Origin of the sequence: Oceanobacillus manasiensis, from assembly GCF_000724085.1 — a bacterium.
In the GTDB taxonomy this organism is placed as follows: Bacteria; Bacillota; Bacilli; order Bacillales; family Amphibacillaceae; genus Oceanobacillus_B; species Oceanobacillus_B manasiensis.
In genome coordinates this window covers 419961-437217 of record NZ_CCDL010000001.1, presented here as the reverse complement: position 1 = coordinate 437217, position 17257 = coordinate 419961, and the positions used below count along the sequence as shown (strand labels likewise).

The following is a 17257-nucleotide window of genomic DNA, read 5'->3' as shown; positions in this document are numbered from 1 at the left end:
TAAGCCTAAATAGGCGTTTTTAATGTAAATATGGGGTGATACCTTTCCTTATTGACAAATCTTTAGTAAAATAGGTATACAAGACGTTTACAGGTTAAAACTAATAATATTAACATTTAAAATCTAAAATCACCTATAAGAGGGTGGATACGTTTTACTAATACTTTGATTATCTGAACCTTTTTTGGTAGGTAGTTCAATGTATTTTCAATAAAGTAGGAAACTTGGTGATAACATGCATGAAGAAATTGAAATAACGACGGAATATATTCCATTAGGCCAATTTATTAAGCTTGCCAATGTCTTGGAATCTGGTGGGATGGTAAAAGCTTTTTTGCAGGATGAGGGTGTTTTAGTAAATAACGAACGGGAGCATCGGCGTGGGCGCAAGCTATATCCTGGAGATAATGTCGAATTAGAAGGCATTGGATCTTTTAAAGTGATAAAAGCTTGAATCACTTGAAAGACGGCTTAGCAAGTGCTCCTGAACTGAACCGAAAAAAAGAGGATTCGTCATGCACATAGAACAGCTATATTTAAGAAATTTCCGCAATTATGACAGTCTGGAAATGGAATTTAATAATAAAATTAACGTCATCATCGGGGAAAATGCCCAGGGCAAAACGAACTTGATGGAGGCAATCTATTTACTTGCCTTTACAAAGTCGCATCGAACTCCTAGAGAGAAAGAGTTGATTCAATGGGAGAAGGAATATGCAAAAATAGAAGGCAGGATTACAAAAAGAAACCAGAACTTTCCGCTGGAAATTATCCTTTCAGCAAAAGGTAAAAAAGCAAAGCTCAATCGCCTGGAACAAAAGCGTTTAAGCGACTATATAGGTGCGCTTAATGTGGTGATGTTCGCCCCGGAAGATCTGACATTAGTCAAAGGGGCACCTCAAATACGCAGGCGTTTTATCGATATGGAACTTGGACAGATACAGCCACGGTATATCTATCATTTAGGGCAATATCAAAAAATATTAAAACAGCGAAATCACCTGTTGAAACAATTGCAACGTGGAAAAAGCCAAGATAGGACCATGTTACAAGTCATAACAGACCAACTCGTAGAACATGCCGCTACCTTATTGGAAAGACGGTTTGTTTTTTTGGATTTATTAAGGAAATGGGCTAGCCCCATCCATCACGGTATCAGCCGTGAGCTGGAAAGGCTTGAAATAAAGTATTCTCCGACAATCGAAGTATCAGAAGATGATAATAAGGGGAAAATAGAAAGTATCTATTTAAATAAATTTCATCAAATACAAGAAAAAGAGATTGAACGTGGCACAAGTCTAATTGGGCCACATCGTGATGATCTCCTCTTTTATGTAAATGGCAAGGACGTGCAAACCTATGGATCACAAGGTCAGCAACGTACAACCGCCTTGTCGGTGAAGCTGGCAGAAATTGAACTTATCTACAATGAAGTTGGGGAGTATCCAATCCTCCTGCTCGATGATGTGTTAAGTGAATTGGATGATTACCGACAATCACACTTACTTCATACCATTCAAGGGAAGGTTCAAACCTTTGTATCTACCACAAGTGTTGATGGAATAAATCATGAGACCCTGAATAAAGCGGAATTGTTCCGTGTCTGTAATGGTGAAGTGGAAAAATAGATTAGGGGGGAATTAACATGTTTATTCATATCGGGAATGATAATGTCATCCGTTCCAGGGATGTTATTGCAATCGTTGATTATAATTTAATCTCATCATCTACCATCATGGAGGAAATGATGGAGACTGCTGGCAAGGAAAAGAAATTAGTAGGACCAACAGTTGATGCAAAGTCTGTCATGATTACAAAGGAGATTATTTACTATAGCACGCTTTCTGTATCAACATTGAAAAAGCGTGCAAGTATGATCTCCACGATCAGCAAGCTGGATGATTTCTCCGACGAACTTAAAGAAGAAGCAGAAGAAGCATAGCATACTGTTTTTAATTCGATACATTTTAAGTAACAGGAAATGGAAGTGAGAACATGGCAATGGAAGACAATATGACGAATACTCAATCCGAATATGGTGCTGATCAAATTCAGGTACTAGAAGGACTTGAAGCAGTACGAAAAAGACCTGGCATGTATATTGGATCAACGAGCGAGAAAGGTTTACATCACCTCGTATGGGAAATAGTTGATAACAGTATCGATGAAGCATTAGCTGGATATTGTGACAAGATTGATGTAACAATTGAAAAAGATAACAGTATCACCGTGAGAGATAATGGCCGAGGTATTCCAGTTGGCATTCAAAGGAAAACGGGTAGACCCGCATTAGAAGTTATCATGACAGTCCTTCACGCTGGAGGGAAATTTGGCGGTGGTGGATACAAGGTTTCTGGTGGACTGCATGGTGTAGGTGCCTCTGTAGTAAACGCCCTCTCAACAAACTTGGAAGTCCATGTTCACTTGGATAATAAAATCCATTACTTAGGGTTTAAAAAAGGAGTTCCACAGGGAGAAATTGAGGTCGTTGGCGAAACGGACATAACAGGAACGGTTACTCATTTTTCTCCGGATCCTGAAATCTTTGATACAACCGAATATGACTATGATACGCTGACACAGCGCTTACGTGAGTTGGCATTCTTAAATAAAGGTATTACCATTACCGTAGAAGATAAGCGTACGGATGAAGAACCTGTCAGCTACTTCTATGAGGGTGGAATAAAATCCTACGTGGAATTTATTAACCGCACAAAAGAAGTCTTGCATGAGCCATTCTATGCAGAGGGAGAAGATCAAGGAATCTCTGTAGAAGTTGCAATTCAGTATAACGAAGGGTTTGCTAGCAGTTTATACTCATTTGCCAACAATATTCACACCTATGAAGGTGGTAGTCACGAATCTGGTTTCCGAACAGGTCTTACAAGAGTGATTAATGATTATGCGAGAAAAAATAATTTATACCGAGAAAACGATCCAAACCTATCTGGTGATGATGTTCGAGAAGGCATGACCGCCATCGTATCCGTGAAACACCCTGATCCACAATTTGAGGGACAGACAAAAACAAAGCTTGGAAACAGTGAAGCACGTACAATTACAGACTCTGTTTTCAGTGAAATGTTCTCCAAGTTTCTTTATGAAAACCCGTCTGTTGGAAAAATCATCGTGGATAAAGGGCTTATGGCTTCGCGTGCACGTTTAGCTGCGAAAAAAGCTAGAGAGCTTACTAGAAGGAAAAGTGCACTGGAGATTTCAAATCTACCAGGTAAGCTTGCTGATTGTTCCTCTAAGGATGCAAAAATAAGTGAGCTTTATATCGTAGAGGGTGACTCAGCTGGTGGTTCAGCGAAGTCTGGTCGTGACCGTCATTTTCAGGCGATCTTGCCACTACGTGGTAAAATTCTCAATGTAGAGAAAGCCCGTCTTGATAAAATTTTATCCAATAATGAAGTTCGTGCCATGATTACTGCCCTTGGTACAGGTATCGGGGAAGATTTCGATATCTCTAAGGCCCGCTATCATAAAGTTGTTATCATGACAGATGCCGATGTCGATGGCGCACATATACGTACATTACTATTAACCTTTTTATATCGTTATATGCGTCCGTTAATTGAATATGGCTATATTTATATCGCGCAGCCACCTTTGTATCAAATCAAGCAAGGGAAAGCTGTTCATTATGTTTATAACGAAAAGGCATTAGATAAATTGCTTCAAGAACTTCCACAATTACCTAAGCCAGGGATTCAGCGTTATAAAGGTCTAGGAGAAATGAATGCTACTCAACTTTGGGATACGACAATGGATCCAGATTCACGTACACTCCTCCAAGTTGACTTAGCCGATGCCATCGAAGCAGATCAAGTATTTGATATGCTAATGGGAGACAAAGTGGAACCAAGAAGGAACTTTATTGAAGAGAATGCACAATACGTTAAAAATCTTGATATATAATTCACATTAATATATGTAATATTTGAGGCAAATCACTATTTCTTTGATAAATAGTGATAGGAGGTATAAGAATGGCAGAGGAAAAACGTCCAAACGTTCAGGAAATAAATATTAGTAATGAGATGCGCACATCCTTCCTTGATTACGCAATGAGTGTTATCGTATCACGTGCATTGCCAGATGTACGGGATGGTATGAAACCTGTGCATCGAAGAATTTTATATGCGATGAATGACCTGGGGATGCACTCAGATAAAGCATACAAAAAATCGGCCCGTATCGTCGGGGAAGTAATTGGTAAGTACCATCCACACGGTGACTCAGCGGTTTATGAAACAATGGTCCGGATGGCACAAGACTTCAGCTATCGTTATATGCTCGTTGATGGACACGGGAACTTCGGTTCAGTTGATGGTGACTCAGCAGCAGCGATGCGTTATACAGAGGCAAGAATGTCCAAAATATCAATGGAGCTTTTGCGTGATATAAATAAAGACACAATTGATTACACAGATAACTATGATGGTTCTGAACGAGAACCAGTCGTTTTTCCAGCTCGATTTCCTAATTTACTTGTGAACGGAACATCGGGGATTGCAGTAGGAATGGCAACGAATATCCCCCCACATAATTTAGGGGAAACCATTGATGCTGTGCTAGCGATCAGTAAAAATCCTGATATCACCATTAATGAATTGATGGAAGATTATATTCATGGCCCGGACTTCCCAACAGCTGGTCAAATCTTAGGGAAAAGTGGAATTAGAAAAGCCTATGAAACAGGTAAAGGTTCGATTACCGTACGGGCAAAAGCAAACATTGAAGAGCAAGCAAACGGCAAAGCAACGATTATCGTGACAGAGCTTCCATATCAAGTCAATAAGGCGAAATTAATTGAGCGGATTGCAGAGCATGTCCGGGACAAGCGAATTGAAGGAATTACCGATTTGCGTGATGAATCAGATCGTAATGGAATGCGTATTGTGATGGAGTTACGTCGTGATGTTAATGCAAATGTGGTGCTAAATAACCTATACAAACATACGGCATTACAAACAACCTTTGGAATTAATACATTAGCCCTTGTTGATGGTCAACCTAAAGTGTTGACGATTAAACAATGCCTTGAATATTATCTTGAACACCAAAAGGTTATTATTAAACGCCGAACCGCGTTTGAATTGCGTAAAGCAGAAGCGAGAGCACATATTTTAGAAGGGTTACGTATTGCCCTTGATCATTTAGATGAAGTGATTGCCCTTATCCGTAATTCCAAAACAGCCGATATTGCTAGAGACGGTTTGATGGAACGCTTTGAACTTTCGGAAAAACAGTCACAAGCAATTCTAGATATGCGTTTGCAGCGATTAACTGGTCTGGAACGTGAAAAAATAGAAAATGAATATAAGGAACTTCTCGAGTTAATTGATGAATTAAAAGCTATTTTAGCAGACGAGGAAAAAGTTCTAGAAATTATTCGTGAAGAGCTTACAGAGGTAAAGGAACGTTTTAATGATGAGCGAAGAACAGAGCTTGTTTTAGGCGGCGTTGACTTCTTTGAGGATGAGGATTTAATCCCTGAGGAGAATATTGTCATTACCTTAACACATCAAGGTTATATTAAACGTCTGCCATCTTCTACCTACAGAACACAAAAACGCGGAGGACGCGGTATACAGGGCATGGGTACAAACGAAGACGATTTTGTAGAACATCTTGTTTCCACATCCACGCACGATACAGTGTTATTCTTTACGAACAAAGGGAAGGTTTACAAGGCCAAAGGCTATGAAGTCCCTGAGTTCAGCAGAACAGCGAAGGGAATTCCTATCATTAATCTCTTGCAGATTGAAAAGGGCGAGTGGGTTAATGCTGTTATTTCTGTAAATGAATTTAGTGATACAGATTACTTGTTCTTTACTACCAAGCACGGTATTTCTAAACGTACAACCCTTTCACAGTTTGCTAACATCCGTAAAGGCGGATTAATTGCGTTAGGATTGCGAGAAGAAGATGAATTAATATCTGTTCGTCTAACTGATGGTGAGAAAGACATGATGCTCGCTACCAAAAATGGTTATCTTATCCGATTCCCTGAAGATCAAATCCGTTCTATGGGTAGAACAGCTGCCGGTGTGAAAGGTATCTCTCTAAGGGAAGATGATGAAGTCGTATCTATGGAAATCCTGCAGGAGAACTCCAAAATCTTACACGTAACGAGTAAAGGTTATGGTAAACAAACCCCTGAGATGGAATACCGTATAACGAACCGTGGCGGTAAAGGAATCTTTACATGTAACCTAACAGATAAAACAGGTCATGTAGTGGCTGTGAAAGCTGTCTCGGGAGATGAAGATCTTATGCTGATTACTGTAGCAGGGGTTCTTATTCGAATTCCAGTTCGAGATATATCGGAAACTGGGCGAAATACGATGGGTGTACGTCTTATTAGGCTACAAGAAGAAGAGGAAGTAGCAACAGTAGCAAGAGTTGACCAGGATGAAGAAGAAGAAATCGATGAAGAAACAGAGACCGTTGAAACAGAAGAAACACCAGAGGAGAATACAGAGGAATAAAATTGCAGGAAGGGACCTTGGTCCCTTCCTGATTAATATGGTAAAGGGGAAGAATGATATGAGGGTAAAAGCCTCGCAGCTTGTCCCAGGATGTGTATTGCTTAGAGAAATAAAAGGGAAAACAAATAGAGCTATTATCCCAAAAGGCACCGTACTAACAGAAAGACATATAACCGTAATAAAAAAGTATCTTGTGGAAAGTGTTGATGTTTCCTCAAAGCTTGCTGAAGGAGAATCATATACACCTGAGCAAATAGAGGAAGTACAACAGGTACAACAACCTGATGCAAAGAAAGAAGACGTAGATCTCCCACCTTTTCATGTACATTATGAACAAACCGTACAAGCATACAAAAAACTTTTTGAAAACTGGAAAAATGGCGCGCCGTTAGATATGCCATACGTCCGCAAATTAATAATTCCTTTAATAAAAAGAATGGACGATATCTCCTCTGCTGTTTACACCATGCACCATTATTCAAACAAGCGGGATTATATTTTCTACCATAGCGTCGCGGTCGGTATCCTATCAGCATTCCTTGCAAGAAAAATGGGATATCCCTCTGGTGATTGGTTACAAATCGGAATCGCCGGTTTTTTATGTGATGCAGGTATGGCAAAGGTCGAACATAACCTTCTTCATAAAGCAGGTACATTAAGCACAGCACAGATGAACGATTTGAAAAAACATCCTACTTATTCTTATCGAATGGTCGAACAAATCCCAACCATTAAGCAGTCCGTAAAGCTGGCGATTTTGCAACACCATGAAAGATCAGACGGTAGCGGTTATCCACTTGGCCTTACTAGCGGAAAAATACATAAGGTTGCCAAAATAATAGCTGTTTGCGATATGTACCATGCCATGACATGTGAAAGAATCTATAAGGAAAAGCAATCCCCGTTTCTTGTTATAGAGGAACTACAAAAGGAGCAGTTTTCAACCCTTGATCCAGAAGTCGTTACTAGCTTTGTAGAAAGCATGACCCACTTTTCTATCGGAACTAAAATACGTCTGTCTAATAACAAGCTTGGTGAAATTGTATTTATTGATGCCAAGCATCCAACAAGACCAATGGTACGACTGGAAGGTAATGAGGATATAATAGCTTTACAAAAAACAGAAATGTTTATCGAAGAAATAGTCGGAATCCAATAATACGGATTTTGGCTTTTTTTATTAAAGAAGTTAATTCGATTCGTTGTTAAGGAGGTGAGCGTTGTTATTATTATGATGATGAACGTCACATTATGAGGTGATAGCGCTAAAAAATGCATTTCATAAGGGTGAGGAACGTTAAAAAGAGAACGTCCCCAGCTGAAAGTGTAGTTCATAACTGAAGTGACGTGCAATTTACTAAAAGATATGAGGTCCCAGACTTAGATAAACAAAATATCCTTCTATTCATTCCTTTTTTTTATAAAGTTCTAAGCCCAGTAACAGCGGCACTTTATTAGCCGATTCCTTCAAGAATTGAGTTATAAAGGGATAATCTATGTCTGACTTTGCTGTAAACAAGTCTCCCCACCAATCCGTTTCATAGCGACATAGCATACTAAGATTATAAAGAAGTAAATAGTGAACCATAATCTCAGAAAAAGGCAAAAACAGATCTCTTTTGGCTGGGAAAAAAATGGCGGTTTGCGTCTTATCTGAGAAGAAGGGGCCTTTAAGTTCCGTTAAAGGCATAGCCAGTTCTATTTGGATATGCTGGCTATCTGATTCCATATGCTTTATATCTGGCAAATAAGAAGAAATTTTCTTAACGAATCCGTCTTTTGTCGTATAGTAATCATCCAGTATCTTTAGTGGGAATTCTAGCCACTTCCCGTGTGTTTTTCCTACCTGATATAATCCCTTTTCCTGATGAAAGCCAAGCAGAGGAACCATTTCTGGTATAAGGGAGAGAAGTTGTTTCATACTTAATTTTTCAAAAGGTAGTTTACTTACTTTAAATAAATGCTCGGAAAAATAAGGAAACAAGCCATTATGCTGAAGCTTTACCTCATCATGCAAAAAGGAATAATCCTTTTTTTTACGTTTCCTTGCTGTAACTCCGTGGGCAAGCAAGGTCGTTGATTCTGGGTAATCTGGTCTTACAGTCAGAAGGCAGGCTTTAATTAAATGTGCCATGCCGTAAAAATAAAGGACAGGCTGCAAAATGGGAGAGGAATTTTTTCCACTTTGATAAAACAACTGCCCGTGTTCTAAGTAAGAGATAAATACTGTGCAGTTTTCATAACTTTTTCTTTCTGCATCTACTCCCTCTATCCTTTTATAACAGTTGTACAAATAATGCTGTGCTGTTTGCTGTGACATCAGATAGGTATAAAACATCTCTATGTGTTGCATATCGCATCCTCCCCCCTAACTGTTTAAAAATTTTGAATCTACTTTCTTTTATTTTGTTTAAAGATCTTGTTGAAAAAGCAATTATGTTAACGTATTGTATATAAAAATAGTACTACTTGCATAGCTTGTGCAGAGATTGCACGTTGCATACATATTACAAATCAGGAGGAGGAAATATCATGCGTGAAGACAAGTTCGCTAAAGAAGGATTAACGTTTGATGATGTGTTACTAATGCCTGCAAAATCTGAGGTATTGCCAAAGGATGTTCAAGTAAAGACAAAGTTGACAGAAAACTTACAGTTGAACAATCCATTTATTAGTGCTGGAATGGATACCGTAACAGAGGCTGAAATGGCCATAGCCATGGCTCGTCAAGGTGGCTTAGGTGTCATCCATAAGAATATGTCGATTGAAGATCAAGCTGAACAAGTGGATCGTGTGAAGCGTTCGGAAAGTGGTGTCATTACGAATCCATTTTTCTTAACTCCTGAGCATCAGGTATACGATGCAGAGCATCTCATGGGAAAATTTCGTATTTCTGGTGTACCGATTGTAAACTCTATTGAAGAGCAGAAGCTTGTTGGCATTTTAACAAATCGCGATTTACGATTTATTCAAGATTATTCCATATCTATTTCGGAAGTGATGACAAGTGAAGATCTTGTTACTGCACCTGTAGGAACGACACTACAAGAAGCGGAAAAACTACTTCAACGCTATAAAATTGAAAAACTACCGTTAGTAGATGACGAAGGGATTCTTAAAGGTCTAATCACGATTAAAGATATTGAAAAGGTAATTGAATTTCCAAATTCAGCGAAAGATAAACAAGGCAGATTACTTGCGGGCGCCGCTGTCGGTGTTACAGGCGATGCGATGAAGCGAATTGAAAAACTCGTTGAGGCAGGTGTTGATGTTATCGTAATTGATACAGCACATGGTCACTCTAAAGGTGTACTCGACCAGATTAAAGTGGTTCGTAACGCACACCCTGAGCTGGATATTATTGCAGGGAATGTGGCAACAGCAGAAGCTACTAGAGAATTAATAGAAGCAGGAGCATCAATTGTGAAAGTTGGGATTGGCCCTGGTTCTATTTGTACGACAAGAGTAGTAGCAGGTGTCGGGGTTCCACAAATTACAGCAGTTCATGATTGTGCCCTTACAGCAGCAGAATATAATGTCCCAGTTATCGCTGATGGTGGTATTAAGTACTCTGGGGATATTGTTAAAGCATTGGCGGCAGGAGCACATGCAGTAATGCTTGGCAGCATGTTTGCTGGTGTAAATGAAAGTCCTGGCGAAACAGAAATCTACCAAGGAAGACAGTATAAGGTCTACCGTGGTATGGGATCAGTTGGAGCAATGAAGGCCGGTTCTAAAGATCGTTACTTCCAGGAATCAAGTGAAGCTAAAAAATTGGTGCCTGAAGGAATTGAGGGAAGAGTTGCCTATAAAGGAGCTCTCGCTGACACTATACATCAATTATTAGGTGGCCTGCGTTCAGGTATGGGGTATTGTGGAACAGCTTCTATCGATGAATTACGTCATGATGGACGGTTTATTAAAATAACGAATGCCGGGCTTCGCGAAAGTCATCCACATGATGTCCAAATCACGAAAGAATCACCAAATTACTCCTTACAATAGAAAAGTTAATAATAATATGAAATTTAGTGGACGGGGGGAATTCCCCGTCTATTTTTTCAGGGTTTTCTATGGTAAAATAACAAAGTGCACAAGAAAACAACAACAAGAAGATTAAACTACAAGTTGGAGGTAAAGGAAGTTGAAACACAAAATGAAAAAGCGTTTTTCAATGCTACTAGCTTTTTTGGTAGTGATTACATCAGTATTAGTTCAGCCGTTTGCAACACATGCTCAAGAAAATGTAGATATCGAAGCTGAATCAGCTATTTTAGTTGATGCAGCAACAGGAAAAATTATCTTTGCAAAGAATGTAGATGAAGCCCTGCCTCCAGCAAGCATGACAAAAATGATGACCGAATACCTCGTATGGGAAGCCATAGAGGAAGGTCAAATCAGCTGGGATACAACAACACAGATTAGTGACTATCCATATAGTATATCTGCCAACAACTCTTTTTCCGGAGTTGGATTAAGGCAGAATCAGGATTATACTGTCAAGTCTTTATACGAAGCAATGGCAATTAACTCCGATAATGCAACTACCATTGCACTAGCTGAACTGATTGCAGGTTCAGAAAGTGAATTTGTAAAAATGATGAATGAAAAGGGAGAAGAAATGGGGCTCCCTGATTATAAATTTGTAAACTCTACTGGACTGGATAACTCATCATTAGGTGATAATTATCCTGAAGGTACGGAACCAGATGATACGAATTTGTTATCTGCCAAGTCATCTGCACTACTTGCTTACCATCTCGTTAATGATTATCCTGAAGCTCTAGATATTTCAGGTATTCCAGTCACAGAATTTGATGGACAGGAAATTCGTAACTGGAACCATATGCTTAACCATGAAACCACCTTTCTAAAGCAATTTTACTATAAAGGGGTAGATGGTTTAAAAACAGGTTATACCGATCTTGCTGGTTATAGCTTTACAGGTACAGCAGAGCGCGATGGCCAACGCTTTATCTCGGTTGTAATGAAAACCGATAGTGAAGAAGAGCGATTTGCACAGACAGCGAAATTACTTGATTATGGTTTTAATAACTTTGAAACAACAGAGCTATACCCAGCAGGTTATCAGCTTGAAGATCAATCCACTATTCCAGTAACCAAAGGAAAAGAAGATGCAGTCTCCGTATCTACTGGACAAGCAGTCTCTTTCCCGATAAAAAAAGACGAATCTGATGCATATAGTATCAAATATACATTAGACGAGGAAAAACTAAATAGTGACGGAGAGTTGACTGCCCCCATTAAAGAAGGGGATGTAGTAGGAACTGCCGAGCTCGTTTATGAAGGTGAAAATGATTACGGGTATATTATGACAGGTTCCGACGGTCCAATTGACTTGGTGGCAGATGAGTCAGTAGAGAAGTCCAATTGGTTTATGCTGACACTAGGCGCAATTGGCGATTTCTTTGCAGACCTGTTTACAACTGTTGTGGACTGGGTTAAAGGTTTATTTAGCTAATTAAAATTATATAACATACAAACAGGGGGAATTATTCATGTCAAATACAGGTACAGAACGTGTAAAACGTGGTATGGCGGAAATGCAAAAAGGCGGCGTCATTATGGATGTAGTGAATGCTGAACAGGCAAAGATTGCGGAAGCTGCTGGAGCAGTAGCCGTAATGGCACTTGAACGTGTTCCATCTGATATTCGTGCAGCTGGTGGCGTAGCACGTATGGCTGATCCTACCATTACAGAAGAGGTACTTAATGCAGTCTCTATTCCAGTGATGGCAAAAGCACGTATTGGCCATATTGTTGAAGCTCGTGTGCTTGAAGCAATGGGCGTTGATTATATTGATGAGAGTGAAGTATTAACACCTGCGGATGATATTTATCACCTTAATAAATCAGATTACACTGTCCCATTTGTATGTGGTTGTCGTAATCTTGGTGAAGCAACTCGTCGTATTGGAGAAGGTGCTTCCATGTTACGTACGAAAGGTGAGCCAGGTACAGGGAATATCGTTGAAGCAGTTCGTCATATGCGTGAAGTCCAATCCGAAATCCGTAAGCTTTCTGCAATGTCTAAAGACGAAGTGATGACATTTGCCAAAGTAATCGGTGCACCTTTTGAATTATTACTACAAATCCGTGAAGAAGGTCGCCTACCAGTCGTTAACTTTGCAGCTGGTGGTATTGCAACACCTTCTGATGCAGCATTGATGATGGAGCTAGGAGCAGATGGCGTATTTGTTGGTTCAGGTATTTTTAAATCAGATAACCCAGAAAAATTTGCGAAAGCAATTGTGGAAGCAACCACACATTATCAAGATTATGCATTAATTAGTGAGCTTTCTAAAGGATTAGGAACAGCTATGAAAGGTCTGGAAATGAGCACTATTGCGGCTCATGACCGTATGCAGGATCGCAGCGAATAGAAAGAAGGAATGTTATATGATTACGATTGGTGTTCTTGCTCTTCAGGGAGCTGTACGGGAACATATTCGTTCTATAGAAGCATGTGGTGCAAAGGCGGTTGAAGTGAAACGTGTAGAACAGCTTGATGAAATTGACGGCATTATTCTTCCAGGTGGGGAAAGTACGACTATGCGCCGTTTAATTGACAGCTACGGTTTCTTCACTGCCATTCAGGAATTTGGCCGCCAAGGCAAGCCTGTTTTTGGAACATGTGCTGGATTGATTTTAATGGCCAGTGAAATTGATGGCCAAGAGAATGCTCATCTTGGATTAATGAATATGAAAGTTGCTCGAAATGCATTTGGACGTCAGGTAGCAAGCTTTGAAGCAGAGATTGATGTAAAGTATATTGGCGAGGCGTTTAATACTGTATTTATTCGTGCACCATATGTGTTGGAGGCTGGCCCAGAAGTAGAAGTATTGGCTACGTATCAAGACAGAATTGTTGCAGCGAAGCAGGGTCCTTACCTATGTACGGCCTTTCATCCAGAATTAACGGATGATAATCGTGTCATTGCCCATTTTGTCACAATGGTCGAAGCATCGATTAAAGCAACGGCTTAATGGTCTTGTTGTAAGAAGTAGCAATTAAAACATTGGGCTATGAGATGACACCCAGCCTAGTATTTCCCGAAGCGCTGATTATCATCTCATACTAGGGTTGCATTCGATGTATAAATTGGATATGATATATTATAATAAATTCAATGAATAAATGATTGTTATGATAGGAAGCAGTAACAGTATCTCCTCCTTTAGAGAGTCGATGGTTGGTGGGAATCGATGAAGGAGTGCTGTGAATCCATCCTTGAACTGGTTAATGGAACCCGGATTTCCCCGGTAGTAAATGAACCCGGTAGCACCGTTAAAGCTGTGAGCCGGAAGAGTGTATTCTCTTCAACAAGGGTGGCAACGCGGGAAAAAACTCTCGTCCCTATATTTAGGGACGGGAGTTTTTTTGCGTTCCTGTCAAATCGATTAGTGTAATAAATAAAAGGAGGAAATAACATGTTGGATATGAAGTATTTGCGTAACAACTTCACAGAGGTGAAGGAAAAATTAGCACACCGAGGAGAAGACCTTTCCGAGTTAGACAAATTCGGGGAATTAGATGATAGACGAAGAGAGCTCATTGCTGAATCAGAAACGTTGAAGGCGAAACGTAATGAGGCGTCTAAGCAGATCTCTGTTCTTAAAAAAGAAAAGAAAGATGCTGACCAGGCCATTAAAGAAATGCGTGAGGTTGGAGAACGCATTTCTGAGCTTGATAAAGAATTAAAAGAAATTGAAGAAACGCTTAACACGATTATGCTTTCTATTCCAAATATCCCTCATGAAAGTGTTCCAGTTGGGGAAGATGAAGAGGATAACCAGGAAGTACGCAATTGGGGAGAACGTAAAGATTTTAGCTTTGAAGCGCAAGCTCATTGGGACATTGCGACAAACCTGGATATCCTTGATTTTGAACGTGCAGCAAAAGTTACAGGAAGCCGTTTCGTTTTCTATAAAGGACTTGGCGCAAGACTAGAACGTGCTTTAATTAACTTTATGATGGATTTACATGCAGATGAGCATGGCTATGAGGAAATGCTTCCACCCTATATCGTCAACCGTGCCAGCATGACAGGAACAGGCCAACTCCCTAAATTTGAAGAAGATGCCTTTAAGCTAGAAGAGTGGGATTATTTCATGGCTCCTACAGCTGAAGTACCTGTTACGAACTACCACCGTGATGAAATTTTGACAGTAGACGATCTTCCTAAAAAATATGCTGCCTTTAGTGGTTGCTTCCGCTCTGAGGCGGGTTCTGCTGGTCGTGATACTCGTGGTCTTATCCGTCAGCATCAATTTAACAAAGTTGAGCTCGTTCACTTTGCTAAACCAGAAGATTCTTATGACACATTAGAGACGTTAACAGGCCATGCGGAAAAGGTGTTGCAGCTTCTACAGCTACCATATCGTGTAATGAGCATGTGTACAGGGGATCTTGGTTTTACAGCAGCGAAAAAATATGACATTGAAGTATGGATCCCAAGCCAAAACACGTATCGCGAAATTTCTTCTTGCTCTAACTTTGAAGACTTCCAAGCAAGACGTGCAGGCATCCGTTTCCGTAGAGAAGCTAATGCGAAGCCAGAGTTTGTCCATACGTTGAATGGCAGTGGGCTGGCCCTTGGACGTACTGTGGCAGCAATCCTGGAAAATTACCAACAAGAGGATGGCTCTGTAATCGTCCCTTCTGTATTACGTGCATATATGGGTGGTAAAGAAGTAATTAAATAAGTTAAGTTTTGAAAAAGGGCTGCTTTCGTTAACGCGAGGGCAGCTTTTTTTGAAAATAAATAAAAAACGGTGTTTAGCAAAAAGAGTGATCATAAATAATTAATAGATTTAAATAATTCAGATGAATTGTTTGAAAATTAATGTTAGAATCAAGCTAACTTATTGAACTAAAAGGCAGTATATGTAATATGGAAATGGGGTTAAGTAGCTGAATGGATATGGAGAAGGCTCCTAATCGGGAAAATAAGCATACTAAAAAGCGGAAAAAATTGCGTTTCTTTACTTGGGCAGTAATAGTAATAGTTGGTCCCATTATTATTTTTATTGGTATATTTTCCTTTGAAATGTTTTTTAAAGAGAAACCCCTCGTATCTAGTCATTCTCCAAACGATATCAATACCATTGAAGTTGTCGAGAAAGGGGAACCTGCTTGGTTTGGCCCATCTTCGGTAAAAATTAAGTACGATGGAAAACATATTGACCGAAGTATTAGTAATGATGGGAAAATGCTTCAAGATTCAAATTTTGCAATCCACTGGGATAATGATAATGAAGCTACGATTACTATATATGGCGAGGAACAATATCCAGATGTAATTACATTTAATGCTAAAGAATCCCCCCCTTTTGAGGGAATTGAAGGAAAGGAAATAGTACTAGGTTCTTTTACATTTAAGACAAGTGAATCACCCAACCTTAAAAATATTATCGAACTCAGAGAGGTAAATAAAATTAAAGACACATCCCGATACTCAACGCTTCAAATATTTTATGGAGAACGAGGGAGTGTTTTAGAAAAGTATAAAGAACATATCCCAAGTGATACATATACAACAGATAACTTTATGGTTTATTGGAAAAACGACGAACATGTAAAAATTGAAGTTATTAGAGAAAAAGATAGTGGAGAAACCTATATAGAAGATACCATTGAAATTGATTTATCCAAATGAACCTGTTAATAAAAAACCCCCTGTATTGTTGGGGGAATAATTGAAGAAAAGATTGAAATAGCTGTGTACTGACGGGTCATGGTAATTTAGGAGGGCTCCAAATGTTTGAACATAAAAGATTTCCTAATATAGAGACAGATAGGTTGTTATTGCGGAATGTAAATAATGAGGATGTTGATTTCATCTATAAGCATTTTAGTGATGAAAGAGTATGTGAATTTTTATATGATGAAGAATTATTTAAAAGTAAAAATGATGCCATAGAATTTGTTGAATGGAACAAAGATCCAGAAGAAAAGGGTTACAACCGGTGGGTGCTGGTCAAAAAAGATGCGAACCAAGAGAAAATTGGTACCTGTGGATATGATAATTGGGACAGATTAAACAATATTGCAGAAATAGGATATGATTTATGGCATGAATATTGGGGACAAGGATATATGAAAGAGGCATTAATTAGTTCAATAGAAAGTGGATTTAATCATATGAATTTGAATAGAATTAACGCTTACGTCGCTATAGATAATTTAAATTCTATAAAGTTATTAGAAAAACTTGGGTTTGTAAAGGAAGGAATATATAGAGATAAGCATTTATTCAGGGGTAAATATTATGATCATTATTCCTTTTCTTTACTAAAAAGAGATTGGAACGAATACTAGGCTTTTGTTACGAATTTTAGAAAATTATTAAAAAAACAATTGACAGAATAAAAGTCTGGTAGTATTGTAAATAGCAACAACAAATTAAATATGCATTACTTCTTATTCAGAGAGATGGAGGGACTTGGCCCATTGATATCTCGGCAGCGGACTTTTAATAGTACTGTGCTAAATCCAACAGGCGAATGCGAGCCTGAAAAATAAGAAGAGGATGATCGTACATAGCTGATCCCTTCTTATTTTATAAGAAGGGGTTTTTTAATTTCACACGAAATAATTCTTCTTCACTAAAATTAAATATGCATTACTTCTTATCCAGAGAGGTGGAGGGACTGGCCCATTGATACCTCGGCAGCGTGCTTATAAAGCAACGTGCCAATTCCAACAGACGAAGGTCTGTAAAGATAAGAAGAGGATA

The 17257-nt window shown here is 39.1% G+C and carries 14 protein-coding genes, 2 riboswitches and 1 other annotated feature; of the genes, 13 read left to right on the top strand and 1 reads right to left on the bottom strand.

Features of this window, described 5'->3' with window-relative positions:
* The first annotated feature begins 235 nt into the window (after window positions 1-235).
* The 6 genes from yaaA to BN985_RS02335 all read left to right on the top strand — a co-directional run bounded on the left by yaaA (window position 236) and on the right by BN985_RS02335 (window position 7656).
* Window positions 236-454, top strand: a complete 219-nt coding sequence (yaaA, locus tag BN985_RS02360) for a S4 domain-containing protein YaaA (RefSeq protein ID WP_042220860.1) — start codon at window positions 236-238, stop codon at window positions 452-454.
* 61 nt (window positions 455-515) lie between these two features.
* On the top strand, window positions 516-1628 hold the full coding sequence (recF, locus tag BN985_RS02355; protein WP_042220859.1) for a DNA replication/repair protein RecF: 1113 nt from the start codon (window positions 516-518) through the stop codon (window positions 1626-1628).
* Between the two features lie 17 nt (window positions 1629-1645).
* Entirely contained in the window at window positions 1646-1942 is a 297-nt protein-coding gene (gene remB / locus BN985_RS02350) for an extracellular matrix regulator RemB (RefSeq protein WP_042220858.1), read from the top strand.
* 53 nt (window positions 1943-1995) lie between these two features.
* Window positions 1996-3921 carry a DNA topoisomerase (ATP-hydrolyzing) subunit B gene (gyrB, locus tag BN985_RS02345; protein WP_042220857.1) on the top strand — a complete coding sequence of 642 codons (1926 nt, stop codon included), beginning with the start codon at window positions 1996-1998 and terminating at the stop codon, window positions 3919-3921.
* Between the two features lie 71 nt (window positions 3922-3992).
* A complete protein-coding gene (gene gyrA / locus BN985_RS02340) occupies window positions 3993-6497 on the top strand; it encodes a DNA gyrase subunit A (RefSeq protein WP_042220856.1) in 2505 nt (834 codons plus the stop codon).
* A 58-nt stretch (window positions 6498-6555) separates the two neighbouring features.
* Complete coding sequence (locus tag BN985_RS02335) at window positions 6556-7656, top strand: HD-GYP domain-containing protein (protein ID WP_042220855.1); 1101 nt, start codon at window positions 6556-6558, stop codon at window positions 7654-7656.
* 246 nt (window positions 7657-7902) lie between these two features.
* Here the strand turns inward: BN985_RS02335 and BN985_RS02330 are convergent, their stop codons facing one another.
* Window positions 7903-8850 (bottom strand): YaaC family protein, encoded by a 948-nt coding sequence (locus BN985_RS02330; RefSeq protein ID WP_042220854.1) that lies wholly within the window; start codon window positions 8848-8850, stop codon window positions 7903-7905.
* Between the two features lie 179 nt (window positions 8851-9029).
* Between BN985_RS02330 and guaB the strand changes: the two genes are divergently transcribed.
* The 7 genes from guaB to BN985_RS02295 all read left to right on the top strand — a co-directional run bounded on the left by guaB (window position 9030) and on the right by BN985_RS02295 (window position 16839).
* Window positions 9030-10502, top strand: a complete 1473-nt coding sequence (gene guaB / locus BN985_RS02325; protein WP_042220852.1) for an IMP dehydrogenase — start codon at window positions 9030-9032, stop codon at window positions 10500-10502.
* A 139-nt stretch (window positions 10503-10641) separates the two neighbouring features.
* A complete protein-coding gene (locus BN985_RS02320) occupies window positions 10642-11979 on the top strand; it encodes a serine hydrolase (protein WP_042220851.1) in 1338 nt (445 codons plus the stop codon).
* Between the two features lie 37 nt (window positions 11980-12016).
* Window positions 12017-12901 (top strand): pyridoxal 5'-phosphate synthase lyase subunit PdxS, encoded by an 885-nt coding sequence (pdxS, locus tag BN985_RS02315; RefSeq protein ID WP_042220850.1) that lies wholly within the window; start codon window positions 12017-12019, stop codon window positions 12899-12901.
* 16 nt (window positions 12902-12917) lie between these two features.
* Window positions 12918-13505 (top strand): pyridoxal 5'-phosphate synthase glutaminase subunit PdxT, encoded by a 588-nt coding sequence (pdxT, locus tag BN985_RS02310; protein WP_042220849.1) that lies wholly within the window; start codon window positions 12918-12920, stop codon window positions 13503-13505.
* Between the two features lie 151 nt (window positions 13506-13656).
* Window positions 13657-13880: a binding site (T-box leader), on the top strand.
* Between the two features lie 69 nt (window positions 13881-13949).
* A complete protein-coding gene (gene serS / locus BN985_RS02305) occupies window positions 13950-15224 on the top strand; it encodes a serine--tRNA ligase (RefSeq protein WP_042220848.1) in 1275 nt (424 codons plus the stop codon).
* Window positions 15225-15436: 212 nt separating this feature from the next.
* The gene (locus BN985_RS02300) at window positions 15437-16177 is read left to right on the top strand and encodes a hypothetical protein (RefSeq protein WP_052360586.1); all 741 of its coding nucleotides are present in this window, start codon (window positions 15437-15439) and stop codon (window positions 16175-16177) included.
* Window positions 16178-16278: 101 nt separating this feature from the next.
* Complete coding sequence (locus tag BN985_RS02295; protein WP_042220847.1) at window positions 16279-16839, top strand: GNAT family N-acetyltransferase; 561 nt, start codon at window positions 16279-16281, stop codon at window positions 16837-16839.
* A gap of 99 nt (window positions 16840-16938) precedes the next feature.
* Window positions 16939-17046, top strand: a riboswitch (SAM riboswitch).
* 101 nt (window positions 17047-17147) lie between these two features.
* Window positions 17148-17250: riboswitch (SAM riboswitch) on the top strand.
* The last annotated feature ends 7 nt before the right edge of the window (window positions 17251-17257 follow it).